This window comes from Cronobacter sp. EKM101R, assembly GCF_963888145.1.
Lineage (GTDB): Bacteria > Pseudomonadota > Gammaproteobacteria > Enterobacterales > Enterobacteriaceae > Cronobacter > Cronobacter turicensis.
Genome location: NZ_CAWPHW010000001.1, coordinates 159947 through 176271 on the forward strand (window position 1 = coordinate 159947; position 16325 = coordinate 176271).

Genomic DNA, 16325 nt, shown 5'->3' on the forward strand with positions numbered 1-16325 from the left:
AAGCTCCCGTTAATTAAGCCAGGCCCCGAGGGGCAGCGTCACGTCAAGCAAGCGGTCAAAGGCGTACCAGAGCACGCCGCCCATCACCACGCCGGATACCAGCGCCGCCGGAAGCTGCGCGCCGAAAAGCATGCCGATCACCGCCGTCAGCAGCGCGGTGGCGAGCGGAAAGCCCAGCCATTCAAAGCCCCAGGCGTAGAGCAGCAACACAATCACCATCACCACCAGCCGTTGCAGCACGGCATGATGCGGCCAGGCGACGACATCCGGTTGGCGCAGCAGTAACAGCACCGCGCACAGCAGCATCAGCGCGATAATGCCCATCGGGAAAGGGCGCGGGCCGACCGGCTCGTAGGCGTACTCGCTGTGGATCTGCCAGGCCACAAACAGCCCGCCGATACACAGCACGATCCAGATCCCGGCAAAAATGCGATCGCTCATCACATCCTCCTGCGCTATTTCGCAAGGCCAAAGGCTTTGGCTTTCTCGCGGTAGTCGTTGACCTGATTTTTCACATATTCATCCAGCGCTTTGCCGGTCAGGTTGAACTCAAACAGGCCGCGCAGATCGCGCTGCTTTTTAAACTCGTCGGTTTGCTGGAGTTTTTCGAAGGCCTGCACCCACCACTGGTAGTCGGCATCGCTGACTTTGGGGCCGACGTAGAAGCCGCGAATGATAGGCCACACCAGGTCAAAGCCTTGCTCTTTGGCGGTCGGCACCTGAGCGAGCTGGCCGGGCAGGCGCTCATCGGCGAACACCGCCAGCACCCGCAGTTTATTACCGGTGAGGTACGGCACCATTTCACTGAGATCGCCCGACACCGCCTGCACGTGATTGCCCATCAGCGCGGTGACCGGCTCGCCGCCGCCTTCAAACGCCACGTAACGCATCTTGTGCGGGTCGACCCCCGCTTTCTGAGCCAGCAGCGCGGTCTTCATCCAGTCCTGGCTGCCGATGGACGCGCCCGCGCCAAACACCACGCTGTTCGGATCTTTTTCCAGCGCTTTCATCAAATCGCCCAGCGTTTTCCACGGCGAATCGGCGCGTACTGCGATCATGCCGTAATCGGTGCCGACGCTTGCGAGCCAGCGCACGTCATCGACGTTATAACGGCCAAATTTCCCCTGCGAAAGATTGAGCAACGAGCCGCCGGAAAACGCGACGACGGTGCCTGGCTCGCCAGGACGCTGGGCCACGATGGCGTTATAGGCCACTGCGCCGACGCCGCCTGGCATGTATGTCACGCGCATCGGTTTTTCCAGCGCGCCGGTTTCCTGGAGGCTCACCTGAATCAGTTTGCAGGTTAAATCGAAGCCGCCGCCGGGCTTGGCGGGCGCGATGCATTCCGGGCGTGACGGCGCCTCGGCCGCCAGGGCTGCGGTAAAAGAGAAAGCCAGTGACGTTGCTAACAGGGTAGAGAGAAGCGATGTTTTCATTTTCATCCTCATGCATGACTGCCGTGATGTTTCTGATTATGTGAACTGCTTTGTAGCGTATCGGTTGCATGATTGTTAAAACTAAAGCCTTTCAGTTTCCTTTCATCGCGACAGAAACTTTACTGGATGTGATATGCGTCTCTTACTGGCGGAAGATAACCGTGAGCTGGCTCACTGGCTGGAGAAAGCGCTGACGAACACCGGCTTTGCGGTGGACTGCGTCGGCGACGGTCTGGCGGCGGATCACCTGCTGCAAAACGAGCGCTACGCCGTGGCGGTGCTGGATATTGAAATGCCGCGCCTGAGCGGGCTTGAGGTGCTGAGCCGCCTGCGCCGCCGCGGGCAGGCGGTGCCGGTGTTGCTGCTGACCGCGCACGGCGCGGTGGCCGACCGGGTGAAAGGCCTTAACGAGGGCGCCGATGATTATCTGCCGAAGCCGTTTGAGCTGAGCGAGCTGGAGGCGCGGCTGCGCGCGCTGGTGCGCCGTAGCGAAGGGCAGGTGCAGGAGGCGCAGCGTCTCGGCGAGCTGACCTTTCACGACGCGGGCTATTTCGAATTACAGGGCAGGCCGCTGGCGCTCACGCCGCGCGAACATGCGCTCTTAACCGTGCTGATGTATCGCCGCCGCCGTCCGGTCACGCGGCAGCAACTTTTCGAACAGGTGTTCAGCTTAAGCGACGATGTCAGCCCGGAAAGTATTGAGATCTACATCCACCGGCTGCGCAAAAAGCTGTTGGCGAGCAATGTTCAAATTACCACGCTGCGCGGCCTGGGTTATGTGCTGGAGTGCAGCGATGAGCTGGTGGCGCCCTGAATCCCTGCTCGGAAAACTGCTGCTGTTTCTCGGTCTGCCGCTCTCGCTGCTGTGGGCCTTTTCCGCCTTAAACAGCTACGTCAGCGCGCTGAATGCCGCGACTCAGGCCTACGATCGCACGTTGCTGGCCTCGGCGCGCATTATTGCCGAGCGCCTGAACGTCCAGCATGGCGAATTGCAGGCGGACGTGCCCTGGGTGGTGCTGGACAGCGTCGAGCGCAACATGAATGACCGCCTCTACTACAAAGTGCAGGATACGCACGGGCGGGTGATTTCTGGCTATGACGATCTCCCGTCGATGCCGCGCGGCGTGGCGCGCACCGAACTTTACCCGGCGCTGGCGTGGTTTTATCACACAACGTATCAGGGCCAGCGGCTGCGGGTGGCGCGGCTGTTGCAGCCGGTCAATGAAGATGGCATTAACGGCATGGCGGAGATTTACGTCGCCGAGACGTTGCAGTCGCGTCATCTGCTGGCGCGGCAGTTGCTTATCTCTTCCGCGCTCTCGCAGGGCGGGCTGGTGCTGTTAACGCTGGTGCTCGCCGGATTGCTGCTGCGTCGCGTACTCAAGCCCATGCGCAAGCTCTCGCGCCTGATGGTGAGACGCTCGCCCGGCGAGCTGACCCCGCTGCCCGATCTGCTGCCGTGGTCGGAAACGCGGCTGTTAATCATCGCATTCAACCGCTATATCAGCCGCCTGCGCGCGCTGATCGCCCGCCAGGAGCGCTTTAGCGCCGACGCCTCGCATCAGTTAAAAACGCCGCTGACCGTGCTGAAAACCCAGGCGGCCGTCGCGCTGGCAAGCCCCGATCCGGCGCAGTGGCGTGAAAGTCTTCAGGCGATGAGCGCGACGCTGGATCAGACTATCGATCTGACCGAACGGTTGTTGCAGCTCGCGACGCTGCGGCGCGCGGCGCCGGGCGAGTCGCGCGCGCTCGGCGTGGTGGATCTGGTGGCGGCGGCGCGGGAAAGCTGTTTCTCCCGCCTGCCGCAGGCGCGCAGCAAACCGGTCGATCTCGGTTACGAGGGCGAAGAAGGGCCGGTATGGGTCGCCGCCGAGCCGCTGCTGCTGGCGGAGCTGTGCGCCAATTTGCTGGATAACGCGCTGAAATATACGCCCGCAGGCGGCGTGGTGACGGTGCGCGTCTGCCTTGATGCAGGCGAGGCGCGCCTTGAGGTGGAAGACAGCGGCCCCGGCATCGACGCCGCGCAGCGCGACCAGGCGCTGACGCCGTTTCGCCGTCTCGATAATGCCGCTATGCACCCCGGCGCCGGGCTTGGGCTGGCGCTGGTGAATGACATCGCCCGCTGGCACCGCACTCGGGCAGAACTTCTGAAAGGCGAGCAGCTCGGCGGGCTGCTGGCGCGCGTTCGTCTGCCGCTGCATCCGCCCGCGCGCGGCCAAAGCGCCGTTTAATGCTTTTCCGCATAGGTGTTTTCTCCTTTTTCACGTGCCGCAGGGAGGCGGTGAGCGCATCGCATTGATCGCCGCCCCGATACAGGTACAATGCCGCGTTGCGTTTGCAGGGCTCTTTTTCTTTTTTTGAGATACATGGAATGAAAAACACACTTCGTTTAGCACTGGCCGGCCTGCTGCTGGCTGCCACACAGGCGGGCGCCATCAGCGTCAATGGTTCTGTGGGCGAGCATTACACCAATATGGGCGTCGGTTTCGGCACGGAAAGCAGCGGTCTGCAACTGACCGGCAACTGGGCGCACAATGACGATCACGGCGATATCGTGGGCGCCGGTCTGGGCTTCAACCTGCCGCTGGGGCCGTTCATGGTCACGCCGGGCGTCAAGGCCATTTACCTGAACCCGAACGAAGGGGATGAAGGCTACGCGGCGGCTGTCGGCGGCGGCGTGCGCTGGGATATCGGGCAGCGTATCTCGCTGTTCGGCGATTACTACTACTCGCCGGATTCGCTTTCCAGCGGCGTGAACGACTACCAGGAAGCCAGCGCGGGCGCGCGTTTCTCCCTGTTCCGTCCGCTCAGCGTGGAAGCCGGTTACCGCTACATCAACATGACCGGTAAAGATGGCGATCGCGACAGCAAAGTGGCCGATGGCCCGTACCTGGGCGTCAGCGCAGGCTTCTGATTTTCCGGGCGCGGTGTTCCGCTGCGCCTGTTTTTCTCCTTCTTCTTTTCTCTGCGCGCTATAGTAAAGCCTTCCCTTCCTGCGGAGAAAATAATGCTACAGACAGAAATGCTCTCGACCGGCGATGAGGTGTTGCACGGTCAGATTGTCGATACCAACGCCGCCTGGCTTGCCGATCTGTTTTTTAATCAGGGATTGCCGCTGACCCGCCGCAACACCGTGGGCGACAGCCTGGAATCGCTGGTATCCGCGCTGACCGAGCGCAGCCAGCACGCCGATATCTTAATCGTCAACGGCGGCCTCGGACCGACGAGCGACGATCTCAGCGCCGAGGCGGCGGCCCGCGCGGCGGGTGTGGAGCTGGTGCTGCATGAAGGCTGGCTCGCGCAGATGGAGCGCTTTTTCACAGCGCGCGGGCGCGTGATGGCCGCGAGTAACCGCAAACAGGCGCTGCTGCCGGCGGGCAGCGAAATGATCGACAACCCGGTTGGCACCGCCTGCGGGTTCGCTATTAAGCTCAACCGCTGTCTGATTTTCTTCACGCCCGGCGTGCCGTCTGAATTCAAACGGATGGTGGAGCATGAGATCCTGCCGCGTCTGCGCGAGCGCTTTACGCTCCCCGCGCCGCCGCTCTGCCTGCGACTCACCACGTTCGGGCGCTCCGAAAGCGATCTCGCCGCAGAACTCGATCCTCTGACGCTGCCGCCGGACGTGGCGATGGGCTACCGCTCCTCTACGCCGATTATCGAACTCAAACTCACCGGGCCGGCGTCGCGTCGCGCAGAGATGGAAGCCCTCTGGCCGCGCGTGCGTGAGGTGGCGGGCGACAGCCTGATTTTTGAAGGCACTGAAACGCTGCCCGCCCAGATTGCCCGCTGCCTGCGCGAGCAGCAACTGAGCATTACGCTGAGCGAACAGTTCACTGCGGGCCTGCTGGCGCTGCAACTCTCGGGCGCCGACGCGCCGCTGCTGGCGAGCGAAGTGCTGCCTGCCCAGGTGGAGACGCTGGCGCAGACCGCTCACTGGAACGTCGATCGCCGCAGCCGCCATCTCGCCGATTTGGCGCTGAGCATCGCGAGCTTTGAAGACGACGAGATCAATATCGCGCTGACCACGCCGCAGGGCACGCAGGCTGTGCGTCTGCGCTTTAACGCCAGCCGTTACGCGCTGCGTATCCGCCAGGAGATTTGCGCCATGATGGCGCTTACGCTGGTGCGCCGCTGGCTGAATGGCCAGGACGTGACGGCAAGCCAGGGCTGGGTGCAGGTCGTCGAGACGCACACGGTCTGACGGCGCAACGGGGCGCCTGTGCATCACCGGGCGCCCGTGTTTCCTGAGTGTTTCTGAAAGAACCGCCACGCCGCTGGCGGCGCTGACCGCAGTTCGCCTCATTTTCTTTTTAGCTCACCCGCAGCCATCCTCCACATTTCTCCGCCTCTGTTTGGACTTAATCGAAAATAAACGCGCGTCGAACGAAAACTAATCGTGATGCGATGCGCATTTGTTTTCGATTGTCATAATTCTGTAACAATTTGTGCGATGTTTCACAGCATAAATAATCCATTTTGCCTACTATCACGCTCGCAAAGGAAACATAAGTAAAACGAATAGATATAACCCTCATCAGCAGGAGACAGAGATGTTAAGTATTTTTAAACCCGCCCCGCATCGCGCCAGGCTGCCTGACGGCGAAGTCGATCAGCACTATCGCCGCCTGCGCTGGCAGATTTTTATGGGGATTTTCTTCGGCTATGCCGCTTACTATCTGGTGCGTAAAAACTTTGCTCTGGCGATGCCATATCTGGTGGAGCAGGGCTTCTCACGTGGCGATCTCGGTTTTGCGCTCTCTGGCATTTCCATCGCTTATGGTTTCTCGAAATTCATCATGGGTTCGGTCTCTGACCGTTCGAATCCCCGTGTCTTTCTGCCCGCAGGCCTGATCCTCGCGGCGGCGGTGATGCTGTTTATGGGCTTCGTTCCCTGGGCGACCTCCAGCATTATGGTGATGTTTGTGCTGCTGTTCCTGTGCGGCTGGTTCCAGGGCATGGGGTGGCCGCCGTGTGGACGCACCATGGTGCACTGGTGGTCGCAGAAAGAGCGCGGCAGGATTGTTTCCGTGTGGAACTGCGCCCATAACGTCGGCGGCGGGATCCCGCCGCTGCTGTTCCTGCTCGGCATGGCGTGGTTTAACGACTGGCACGCCGCGCTGTATATGCCTGCTTTCGCGGCGATTCTGGTGGCGGTTATCGCCTTCGCCCTGATGCGCGATACGCCGCAGTCCTGTGGTCTGCCGCCTGTTGAGGCATACAAAAATGACTACCCGGACGACTATAACGAGAAGCACGAAGAAGAGCTGACCGCGAAGCAAATTTTCATGCAGTACGTATTGCCGAATAAGCTGCTGTGGTACATCGCCATCGCGAACGTCTTCGTTTACCTGCTGCGCTACGGCATTCTCGACTGGTCGCCGACCTATTTAAAAGAGGTGAAGCATTTCGCGCTGGATAAATCCTCGTGGGCGTATTTCTTCTATGAATACGCAGGCATCCCCGGCACGCTGATTTGCGGCTGGATGTCGGATAAAGTTTTTCGCGGCAACCGTGGCGCGACCGGCGTGTTCTTTATGACCTTGGTGACTATCGCCACCATCGTTTACTGGCTCAACCCGCCGGGCAACCCGCATGTCGATATGGCGTGCATGATTGTCATCGGCTTTCTGATTTACGGCCCCGTGATGCTGATTGGTCTGCATGCGCTGGAGCTGGCGCCGAAAAAGGCGGCGGGCACCGCGGCGGGCTTTACCGGCCTGTTCGGTTATCTGGGCGGTTCGGTAGCGGCGAGCGCTATCGTGGGCTATACCGTCGATTTCTTCGGCTGGGATGGCGGTTTTATGGTGATGATTGGCGGCAGCATTCTGGCGGTATTGCTGCTGATTATCGTGATGGTGGGCGAGCACAGACAGCACCATGCGACCCTAGCGAAACGCGTATAAGGAGCAACGATGAAACTGAAAATGACGCTGGCGGCGCTGGCGATTGGCGTGATGTCGGCAAACGCGCTGGCGGCGGAGAAACTGGTGATCGCCCATCGCGGCGCCAGCGGGTATCTGCCGGAGCATACGCTGCCGGCCAAAGCGATGGCGTATGCGCAGGGCGCGGATTATCTTGAGCAGGATCTGGTGATGACCAAAGATGACCAGCTGGTGGTGCTGCATGACCACTATCTGGATCGCGTCACCGACGTGGCGGAGCGCTTCCCGGACCGTGCGCGTAAAGATGGCCGTTATTACGCGATTGATTTCACGCTTGCGGAGATCAAATCGCTGAAATTCAGCGAAGGTTTTGAGCTGGAAAACGGCAAAAAGGTGCAGACGTTCCCCGGCCGCTTCCCGATGGGCAAATCAGATTTCCGGGTGCATACCTTTGAAGAAGAAATTGAGTTTGTGCAGGGGCTGAATCACTCGACTGGCAAAAACATCGGTATTTACCCGGAGATCAAAGCGCCGTGGTTCCATCATCAGGAAGGCAAGGATATTGCCGCGAAAACGCTGGAAACCCTCAAAAAATATGGTTACACCATGAAGCAGGATAAGGTGTATCTGCAATGTTTCGACGCCAACGAGCTTAAGCGCATTAAAAATGAGCTGGAGCCGAAAATGGGAATGGATCTGAAGCTGGTGCAGCTTATCGCTTACACCGACTGGAACGAAACCCAGGAGCAGCAGGCCGATGGCAAGTGGGTAAACTATCGCTATGACTGGATGTTTAAACCGGGCGCCATGAAACAGATTGCGCAGTACGCCGATGGCATCGGGCCGGATTACCATATGCTGGTGGCGGAAGGTTCGACCAAAGACCACGTGACGCTGACCGATATGGCGAAAGAGGCGCACGCCAGCCATTTGCAGGTGCACCCGTATACGGTGCGCGCCGACCAGCTGCCGGTGTACGCGACAGACGTGAATCAGCTTTATGACGTGCTGTATAACAAGGCGGAAGTGGACGGGCTGTTTACCGATTTCCCGGATAAAGCGGTGAGTTTTTTGAAAGATAAACGCTGATATTGCCGGGTGGCGGCTTCGCCTGACCCGGCCTGCGAACGACGGTTTTCCTGGCCGGGTAAGCGTCGCGCCACCCGACAATACGGCATCGTTACATCTCTATCTCGATATCGCCCTGCGGTTTACAGCAGCAGGGCAAAATCTCGCCTTCCTGAATAAACGCCAGCGGTTTGGTCAGCCACTGCACCTGGCCTGCGACCAGCTTGCAGCGGCACGAGCCGCAATAGCCCTCACGGCACTGGTATTCCACCGTTACCGCGTGTGACTCCAGCGCCGCCAGCAGAGAAGGGTGTTCGTCCGGGCACGACAGCTCGGTGCCCGTCACGCGAAGCGTAATACGACCCATATCAGAGCTGGAAGCTGCTCAGATCGTCATGGTCGATTTCAGAATCGATCTGGCCGACCAGATAAGAGCTCACTTCCACTTCCTGCGGCGCCACCTGCACGTTATCGGACACCAGCCAGGTGTTGATCCACGGAATCGGGTTGGAGCGGGTTTTGAACGGCAGATCCAGACCAACGGCCTGCATACGGATATTGGTGATGTACTCAACGTACTGGCAGAGAATATCTTTGTTCAGACCGATCATGGAGCCGCCCTGGAACAGATATTCCGCCCACTCTTTCTCCTGCTGCGCCGCCAGCACGAACAGGTCGTAGCACTCTTGTTTGCACTCTTCAGCGATGATAGCCATTTCCGGATCGTCTTCGCCGCTGCGCATCAGGTTCAGCATGTGCTGGGTGCCGGTCAGGTGCAGCGCTTCATCGCGGGCGATGAGGCGGATGATTTTGGCGTTGCCTTCCATCAGTTCGCGCTCGGCGAATGCGAAGGAGCAGGCGAAGGAGACGTAGAAGCGAATCGCTTCCAGCGCGTTGACGCTCATCAGGCACAGGTAGAGCTTTTTCTTCAGCTCATGCAGGTTTACGGTCACGGTTTTGCCGTTGACGCTGTGAGTGCCTTCGCCCAGCAGATGCCAGTAGCTGGTCATCTCGATCAGGTCGTCGTAGTAGTGCGAGATGCCTTCGGCGCGCTTTAAGATCTGCTCGTTGGTGACGATGTCGTCAAACACCACCGCCGGATCGTTGACGATATTGCGGATGATGTGGGTATAGGAGCGCGAGTGGATAGTCTCGGAAAACGCCCAGGTTTCGACCCAGGTTTCCAGCTCCGGAATCGAGATCAGCGGCAGCAGCGCCACGTTAGGGCTGCGGCCCTGGATGGAGTCGAGCAGCGTCTGGTATTTCAGGTTGCTGATGAAAATGTGTTTTTCATGCTCCGGCAGCGCCTGGAAATCGATGCGGTCGCGGGAAACGTCCACTTCTTCAGGGCGCCAGAAGAATGACAGCTGCTTTTCGATAAGCTTTTCGAAAATTTCATATTTTTGCTGATCGTAACGCGCCACGTTGACTGGTTGGCCAAAAAACATGGGTTCAAGAAGCTGGTCGTTTTTCGTCTGTGAAAATGTGGTGTAGGCCATGACGTAAATCCTGTCTGCAAACAATATCGGCTGTTAACGGTGGGTGCGCTTTGCTTACCCACCCTACGGCCAACGGTTCGGCTGTTGACGGTGGGTGCGCTTCGCTTACCCGCCCTACGGCCAACGGTTCGGCTGTAAATGGTGAGTACGCTTTGCTTACCCACCCTACGGCCTTAACAACAAGAGGGCGGGTTTCCCCGCCCTGCGTTTTAGATTTTACATGCGCCGCTTTCGCAGCCGTCATCCTGAATGGATGGCGCCAGGTCGTCCTGGGCATCTTCCGCGCCGTCGCGGGTGTTCTGGTAGTACAGCGTCTTCACACCGAGCTTATAGGCGGTGAGCAGGTCTTTCAGGAGCTGCTGCATCGGCACTTTGCCTGACGTGAAGCGCGTCGGATCGTAGTTGGTGTTAGCAGAAATCGACTGGTCGATAAATTTCTGCATGATGCCCACCAGTTGCAGATAACCGTCGTTGCCCGGCATTTCCCACAGCAGCTCGTACTTATCTTTCAGCTGCTCGTAGTCCGGCACCACCTGACGCAGAATACCGTCTTTCGACGCTTTAATGCTGATGTGGCCGCGCGGCGGCTCAATGCCGTTGGTGGCGTTAGAGATCTGCGAAGAGGTCTCGGACGGCATCAGGGCAGACAGCGTGGAGTTGCGCAGACCGTGCGTCTTGATGGATTCGCGCAGGGCGTCCCAGTCGTAGTGCAGCGGCTCGCTGGCGATCGCATCCAGGTCTTTCTTGTAGGTGTCGATCGGCAGAATGCCTTTGCTGTAAGTGGTTTCATTGAACCACGGGCACGCGCCTTGCTCTTTCGCCAGCTCGTTAGAGGCTTTCAGCAGGTAGTACTGAATCGCTTCGAACGTTTTGTGCGTCAGGTTGTTCGCGCTGCCGTCGGAGTAACGCACGCCGTGCTTCGCCAGGTAGTAGGCGTAGTTGATGACGCCGATACCCAGAGTACGACGACCCATCGCGCCGCGTTTCGCCGCCGGGATCGGATAATCCTGGTAGTCCAGCAGGGCGTCCAGCGCACGAACGGCCAGCGTAGAAAGCTCTTCCAGCTCATCCAGGCTGTCGATAGCGCCCAGGTTGAAAGCGGAAAGGGTGCAGAGCGCGATTTCGCCGTTGTCGTCGTTCACGTCGTCCAGCGGTTTGGTCGGCAGCGCGATTTCCAGGCACAGGTTAGACTGGCGCACCGGCGCGACAACCGGATCGAAAGGGCTGTGGGTGTTGCAGTGATCCACGTTCTGGATGTAGATACGGCCGGTAGAGGCGCGTTCCTGCATCATCAGCGAGAACAGCTCAGACGCTTTAATGCGCTGCTTGCGGATGCTCTCGTCCTGCTCATATTTGGTGTACAGACGCTCGAACTCGTCCTGGTTGGCGAAAAACGCGTCATACAGGCCCGGCACGTCGGACGGGCTGAACAGCGTGATGTCTTCGCCTTTCAGCAGACGCTGGTACATCAGTTTGTTGATCTGTACGCCGTAATCCATGTGACGCACGCGGTTCGCTTCTGTACCGCGGTTGTTTTTCAGCACCAGCAGGCTTTCCACTTCCAGATGCCACATTGGGTAGAAGAGGGTGGCCGCGCCGCCGCGAACGCCGCCCTGAGAGCAGGATTTCACCGCGGTCTGGAAATGCTTGTAGAACGGAATGCAACCGGTGTGGAACGCTTCGCCGCCGCGGATCGGGCTGCCGAGCGCACGGATGCGGCCCGCGTTGATGCCGATACCGGCGCGCTGGGAAACGTATTTCACGATGGCGCTGGAGGTGGCGTTGATGGAATCCAGGCTGTCGCCGCACTCGATCAGTACGCAGGAGCTGAACTGACGGGTTGGGGTACGCACGCCGGACATAATCGGCGTCGGCAGCGAAATTTTAAAGGTGGAGACCGCATCGTAGAAACGCTTCACGTAATCCAGACGGGTTTCACGCGGATAGTTCGAGAACAGGCACGCCGCCACCAGAAGGTAGAGGAACTGCGCGCTTTCGTAGATCTCGCCGGTCACACGGTTCTGAACCAGGTATTTCCCTTCAAGCTGCTTCACCGCGGCGTAGGAGAAGTTCATATCGCGCCAGTGGTCGATAAAACCGTCCATCTGCGCAAACTCTTCTTCGCTGTAATCCTGCAGCAGGTGATGGTCGTATTTGCCCAGTTCCACCATCTTCACGACGTGATCGTAAAGCTTCGGCGGCTCGAACTGACCGTAGGCTTTTTTGCGCAGGTGGAAAATCGCCAGGCGCGCGGCCAGGTACTGGTAGTCCGGCGCGTCGCGGGAGATCAGATCCGCCGCCGCCTTGATGATGGTCTCATGAATATCGGAGGTTTTGATGCCGTCGTAGAACTGAATGTGAGAACGCAGCTCTACCTGGGAGATGGAGACGTTATGGAGACCTTCCGCAGCCCAGTCCAGAACACGATGAATTTTATCCAGGTTAATGCGTTCCTGGCTGCCATCTCGTTTTGTTACCAGCAGACTCTGATTCATGGGTAATACCTGTCCGTGAAATCCGTGAAAATAGAAAATATCCCCCGCTTATCCACAAGTGACTAACTCTGTGGATAAATACTATATATAGGGGGTTTGAGATAAGTGAAACGCTATATGGTGAGTATTCTAGTCCGGATTCTTTTGAGAACAAGGCTTGATTTCGGTGTTAATTTGCGGTTGCAAAATCTCGAAATTAAGTAAGTCCTCATGTCATAAGGGCTTGAGGCCTTGTCAAGGCGGCAGGAAAAAAAATGAATTTTTGATCGAACGCTGATTTCCTGGTCAGGAAAGAATTTGCGCAACAGAACGTTGCGCAATTTTTAATACGAAAAGCTTCTATCAGGCCGGTTTTTTAGCCTGTGTATGCAACATATAGTTAACATCAACACCCGGCGCGAGCTTAAAGCGGTTGGTGAGCGGGTTGTAATGCAGACCGATGATATGACGTTCTTCCAGCGGCGTTTCATCCACCCAGCCCAGCAGTTCGGAAGGGCGGATAAACTTTTTGGCGTCGTGCGTGCCTTTCGGCACCATGCGCAGGACATATTCCGCGCCAACCACCGCCATCAGCCAGGATTTGGCGTTGCGGTTCAGCGTGGAGAAAAAGACGTGGCCGCCGGGCTTCACGAGTTGAGCACAGGCCTGCACCACCGAGCGCGGGTCCGGCACGTGTTCGAGCATCTCCATGCAGGTCACCACATCATAGGCGCCCGCATTCTGCGCCGCGTGTTCTTCCACCGTCTGCTGGACATAGTTAAGCTCGACGCCGCTTTCCAGCGCGTGCAAGCGCGCCACCGCCAGCGGCTCCGCGCCCATATCGAGCCCCGTGACGTTCGCCCCTTCGCGGGCCATGCTTTCTGAGAGAATGCCGCCGCCGCAGCCGACATCCAGCACCTTTTTCCCGAACAGACCGCCGGCGCGCTCGGCGATATAGCCCAGACGCAGCGGGTTAATGCGATGCAGCGGTTTAAACTCCCCTTCAGTGTCCCACCAGCGCGAAGCGACAGCTTCAAATTTGGCGATTTCTTCTAAGTCTACGTTGTGCGCAACTGGCGGTTTTTCAGCATTCATGGACGCCTCTACTCCTTTCTTCGCAAGAGCGTCGAGTATAACAGGCGTTAGTGGGGAATAAAGCGGCCTGACGGGGCTATTCGGTTTACCGAACAGGCCGCGGCTGTGTTATAATTTGCGACCTTTGAATCCGGGACACAGTAGAGGGATAACGGTCAGATGAGCGACCTTGCCAGAGAAATTACACCGGTCAACATTGAGGAAGAGTTAAAGAACTCCTATCTGGATTACGCGATGTCGGTTATTGTCGGCCGCGCGCTTCCGGATGTCCGAGATGGCCTCAAGCCGGTACACCGTCGCGTACTTTACGCCATGAACGTGTTGGGCAATGACTGGAATAAAGCCTACAAAAAATCCGCCCGTGTCGTTGGTGACGTAATCGGTAAATACCATCCCCACGGTGATTCCGCCGTTTACGATACCATTGTACGTATGGCTCAGCCGTTCTCGCTGCGCTATACGCTGGTGGATGGTCAGGGCAACTTCGGTTCTATCGACGGCGACTCCGCCGCGGCGATGCGTTATACGGAAATCCGTCTGGCGAAGATCGCCCATGAACTGATGGCCGACCTCGACAAAGAAACCGTTGATTTTGTAGACAACTATGACGGCACGGAAAAAATCCCTGACGTCATGCCGACCAAAATCCCGAACCTGCTGGTAAACGGTTCATCCGGTATCGCCGTCGGGATGGCGACGAACATTCCGCCGCATAACCTGACGGAAGTGATTAACGGCTGCCTTGCGTATATCGATGATGAAGATATCAGCATCGAAGGGCTGATGGAGCACATTCCTGGCCCGGATTTCCCGACGTCCGCCATCATCAACGGTCGTCGCGGCATTGAAGAGGCGTATCGCACCGGGCGCGGCAAAATCTACATTCGCGCGCGCGCGGAAGTGGAAGTCGATCCGAAAAACGGGCGCGAAACCATTATCGTGCACGAAATTCCGTATCAGGTGAACAAAGCGCGCCTGATCGAGAAAATCGCCGAGCTGGTGAAAGACAAACGCGTCGAAGGCATCAGCGCGCTGCGCGATGAGTCTGACAAAGACGGTATGCGCATCGTCATTGAGATCAAACGCGACGCCGTCGGCGAAGTAGTGCTCAATAATCTCTATTCCCAGACGCAGCTTCAGGTGTCTTTCGGTATCAACATGGTCGCGCTGCACCACGGTCAGCCGAAGATCATGGCGCTGAAAGAGATTCTGGCGGCGTTCGTTCGCCACCGTCGTGAAGTCGTGACCCGCCGCACCATCTTTGAACTGCGCAAAGCCCGCGAGCGTGCGCATATCTTAGAAGGTCTGGCGATTGCGCTGGCCAACATCGACCCGATTATCGAGCTGATTCGCCGTGCGCCGAACCCATCCGAAGCGAAAGCGGGCCTCATCGCCCAGGCGTGGGAGCTGGGCACCGTTTCCGCGATGCTGGAGCGCGCTGGCGACGACGCCGCGCGTCCGGAGTGGCTGGAGCCGGAGTTCGGTATTCGCGATGGCAAATACTGGCTGACCGAGCAGCAGGCACAGGCGATCCTCGATCTGCGTCTGCAGAAGCTCACCGGCCTTGAGCATGAAAAACTGCTCGACGAGTATAAAGAGCTGCTGGAGCAGATCGCTGAGCTGCTGCATATCCTCGGCAGCGCCGACCGCCTGATGGAAGTAATCCGCGAAGAGCTGGAACTGATCCGCGATCAGTTCGGCGATGAGCGCCGCACCGAAATCACCGCCAACAGCGCCGATATCAACATCGAAGATCTGATCAACCAGGAAGATGTGGTGGTCACCCTGTCTCACCAGGGCTATGTGAAGTATCAGCCGCTGACGGATTACGAAGCGCAGCGCCGCGGCGGTAAAGGCAAATCCGCCGCGCGTATTAAAGAAGAAGACTTTATCGACCGCCTGCTGGTGGCCAACACCCACGATACGATCCTCTGCTTCTCAAGCCGTGGTCGTCTCTACTGGATGAAAGTCTACCAGTTGCCGGAAGCGAGCCGCGGCGCCCGCGGACGTCCTATCGTCAACCTGCTGCCGCTGGAAGCGAACGAGCGTATCACCGCGATCCTGCCGGTACGTGAGTATGAAGAAGGCGTTAACGTCTTTATGGCGACCGCGAGCGGCACCGTGAAGAAAACGGCGCTGACCGAGTTCAGCCGTCCGCGTACCGCCGGTATCATCGCGGTAAACCTGAACGAGGGCGATGAGCTGATCGGCGTCGACCTGACCGCAGGTAAAGACGAAGTGATGCTGTTCTCCGCGCAGGGCAAAGTGGTGCGCTTCAAAGAAGACGCGGTGCGTCCGATGGGCCGTACCGCCACTGGCGTGCGCGGTATTCGCCTCGGCGAGGGCGATAGCGTCGTGTCGCTTATCGTACCGCGCGGCGAAGGCGCTATCCTGACCGCCACCCAGAACGGTTACGGCAAGCGTACCGCGGTGGAAGAGTACCCGACCAAGTCGCGCGCGACGAAAGGGGTTATCTCCATCAAGGTGACCGATCGCAACGGGCCGGTCGTCGGCGCGGTGCAGGTCGATGACGCAGACCAGATCATGATGATCACCGACGCAGGCACCCTGGTGCGTACGCGCGTATCGGAAATCAGCGTGGTAGGCCGTAACACCCAGGGCGTTATCCTCATCCGCACCGCGGAAGATGAGAACGTGGTGGGTCTGCAACGTGTCGCCGAACCGGTAGATGACGAAGAGCTCGACTCTATCGACGGCAGCGTGGCGGAAGGCGACGATGAAATCGCGCCGGAAACCGACGTTGACGACGATGCGGCGGACGACGCCGACGAGTAATCGTCACGCGTTCGCGTTTTGCCATCTGAAAGGGCCGGTTAAACCGGCCCTTTCTTTTTTTGGCGCCCGGTG

General features: G+C 58.5%; 13 protein-coding genes. 7 read left to right on the forward strand and 6 right to left on the reverse strand.

What is annotated here, in order from left to right; all coding sequences use genetic code 11:
* Positions 1–9 precede the first annotated feature (9 nt).
* Entirely contained in the window at positions 10–444 is a 435-nt protein-coding gene (locus AACV31_RS00860) for a tripartite tricarboxylate transporter TctB family protein (protein WP_165154810.1), read from the reverse strand.
* Positions 445–455: 11 nt separating this feature from the next.
* A complete protein-coding gene (locus tag AACV31_RS00865; protein ID WP_075199425.1) occupies positions 456–1436 on the reverse strand; it encodes a Bug family tripartite tricarboxylate transporter substrate binding protein in 981 nt (326 codons plus the stop codon).
* A 133-nt stretch (positions 1437–1569) separates the two neighbouring features.
* Here AACV31_RS00865 and tctD point away from each other — a divergent pair, with 133 nt between their 5' ends.
* The 6 genes from tctD (at position 1570) to glpQ (ending at position 8410) form a co-directional block, all read left to right on the forward strand.
* Positions 1570–2250 carry a transcriptional regulator TctD gene (gene tctD, locus AACV31_RS00870; protein WP_007762721.1) on the forward strand — a complete coding sequence of 227 codons (681 nt, stop codon included), beginning with the start codon at positions 1570–1572 and terminating at the stop codon, positions 2248–2250.
* Entirely contained in the window at positions 2231–3667 is a 1437-nt protein-coding gene (locus AACV31_RS00875) for a sensor histidine kinase (RefSeq protein ID WP_165154808.1), read from the forward strand. The genes tctD and AACV31_RS00875 overlap by 20 nt, the downstream gene beginning before the upstream one ends.
* 140 nt (positions 3668–3807) lie before the next feature.
* On the forward strand, positions 3808–4350 hold the full coding sequence (locus tag AACV31_RS00880) for a YfaZ family outer membrane protein (protein WP_032806643.1): 543 nt from the start codon (positions 3808–3810) through the stop codon (positions 4348–4350).
* A 93-nt stretch (positions 4351–4443) separates the two neighbouring features.
* Complete coding sequence (locus AACV31_RS00885; RefSeq protein WP_105582008.1) at positions 4444–5640, forward strand: nicotinamide mononucleotide deamidase-related protein YfaY; 1197 nt, start codon at positions 4444–4446, stop codon at positions 5638–5640.
* Positions 5641–5989: 349 nt separating this feature from the next.
* The gene (gene glpT, locus AACV31_RS00890) at positions 5990–7342 is read left to right on the forward strand and encodes a glycerol-3-phosphate transporter (protein WP_165154806.1); all 1353 of its coding nucleotides are present in this window, start codon (positions 5990–5992) and stop codon (positions 7340–7342) included.
* Positions 7343–7351: 9 nt separating this feature from the next.
* On the forward strand, positions 7352–8410 hold the full coding sequence (gene glpQ, locus AACV31_RS00895; RefSeq protein ID WP_165154804.1) for a glycerophosphodiester phosphodiesterase: 1059 nt from the start codon (positions 7352–7354) through the stop codon (positions 8408–8410).
* 91 nt (positions 8411–8501) lie between these two features.
* Here the strand turns inward: glpQ and yfaE are convergent, their stop codons facing one another.
* The 4 genes from yfaE to ubiG all read right to left on the reverse strand — a co-directional run bounded on the left by yfaE (position 8502) and on the right by ubiG (position 13457).
* Positions 8502–8756, reverse strand: a complete 255-nt coding sequence (gene yfaE, locus AACV31_RS00900) for a class I ribonucleotide reductase maintenance protein YfaE (RefSeq protein WP_004387471.1) — start codon at positions 8754–8756, stop codon at positions 8502–8504.
* A gap of 1 nt (position 8757) precedes the next feature.
* A complete protein-coding gene (gene nrdB, locus AACV31_RS00905) occupies positions 8758–9888 on the reverse strand; it encodes a class Ia ribonucleoside-diphosphate reductase subunit beta (protein WP_007762702.1) in 1131 nt (376 codons plus the stop codon).
* Between the two features lie 209 nt (positions 9889–10097).
* Positions 10098–12383, reverse strand: coding sequence for a class 1a ribonucleoside-diphosphate reductase subunit alpha (gene nrdA / locus AACV31_RS00910; RefSeq protein ID WP_007762699.1), 2286 nt, complete (start codon positions 12381–12383; stop codon positions 10098–10100).
* A 342-nt stretch (positions 12384–12725) separates the two neighbouring features.
* On the reverse strand, positions 12726–13457 hold the full coding sequence (gene ubiG, locus AACV31_RS00915) for a bifunctional 2-polyprenyl-6-hydroxyphenol methylase/3-demethylubiquinol 3-O-methyltransferase UbiG (RefSeq protein ID WP_007699897.1): 732 nt from the start codon (positions 13455–13457) through the stop codon (positions 12726–12728).
* A 159-nt stretch (positions 13458–13616) separates the two neighbouring features.
* On the opposite strand from ubiG, the gene gyrA reads away from it, so the two are divergent.
* On the forward strand, positions 13617–16253 hold the full coding sequence (gene gyrA / locus AACV31_RS00920) for a DNA topoisomerase (ATP-hydrolyzing) subunit A (RefSeq protein WP_015741899.1): 2637 nt from the start codon (positions 13617–13619) through the stop codon (positions 16251–16253).
* Positions 16254–16325: the final 72 nt, after the last annotated feature.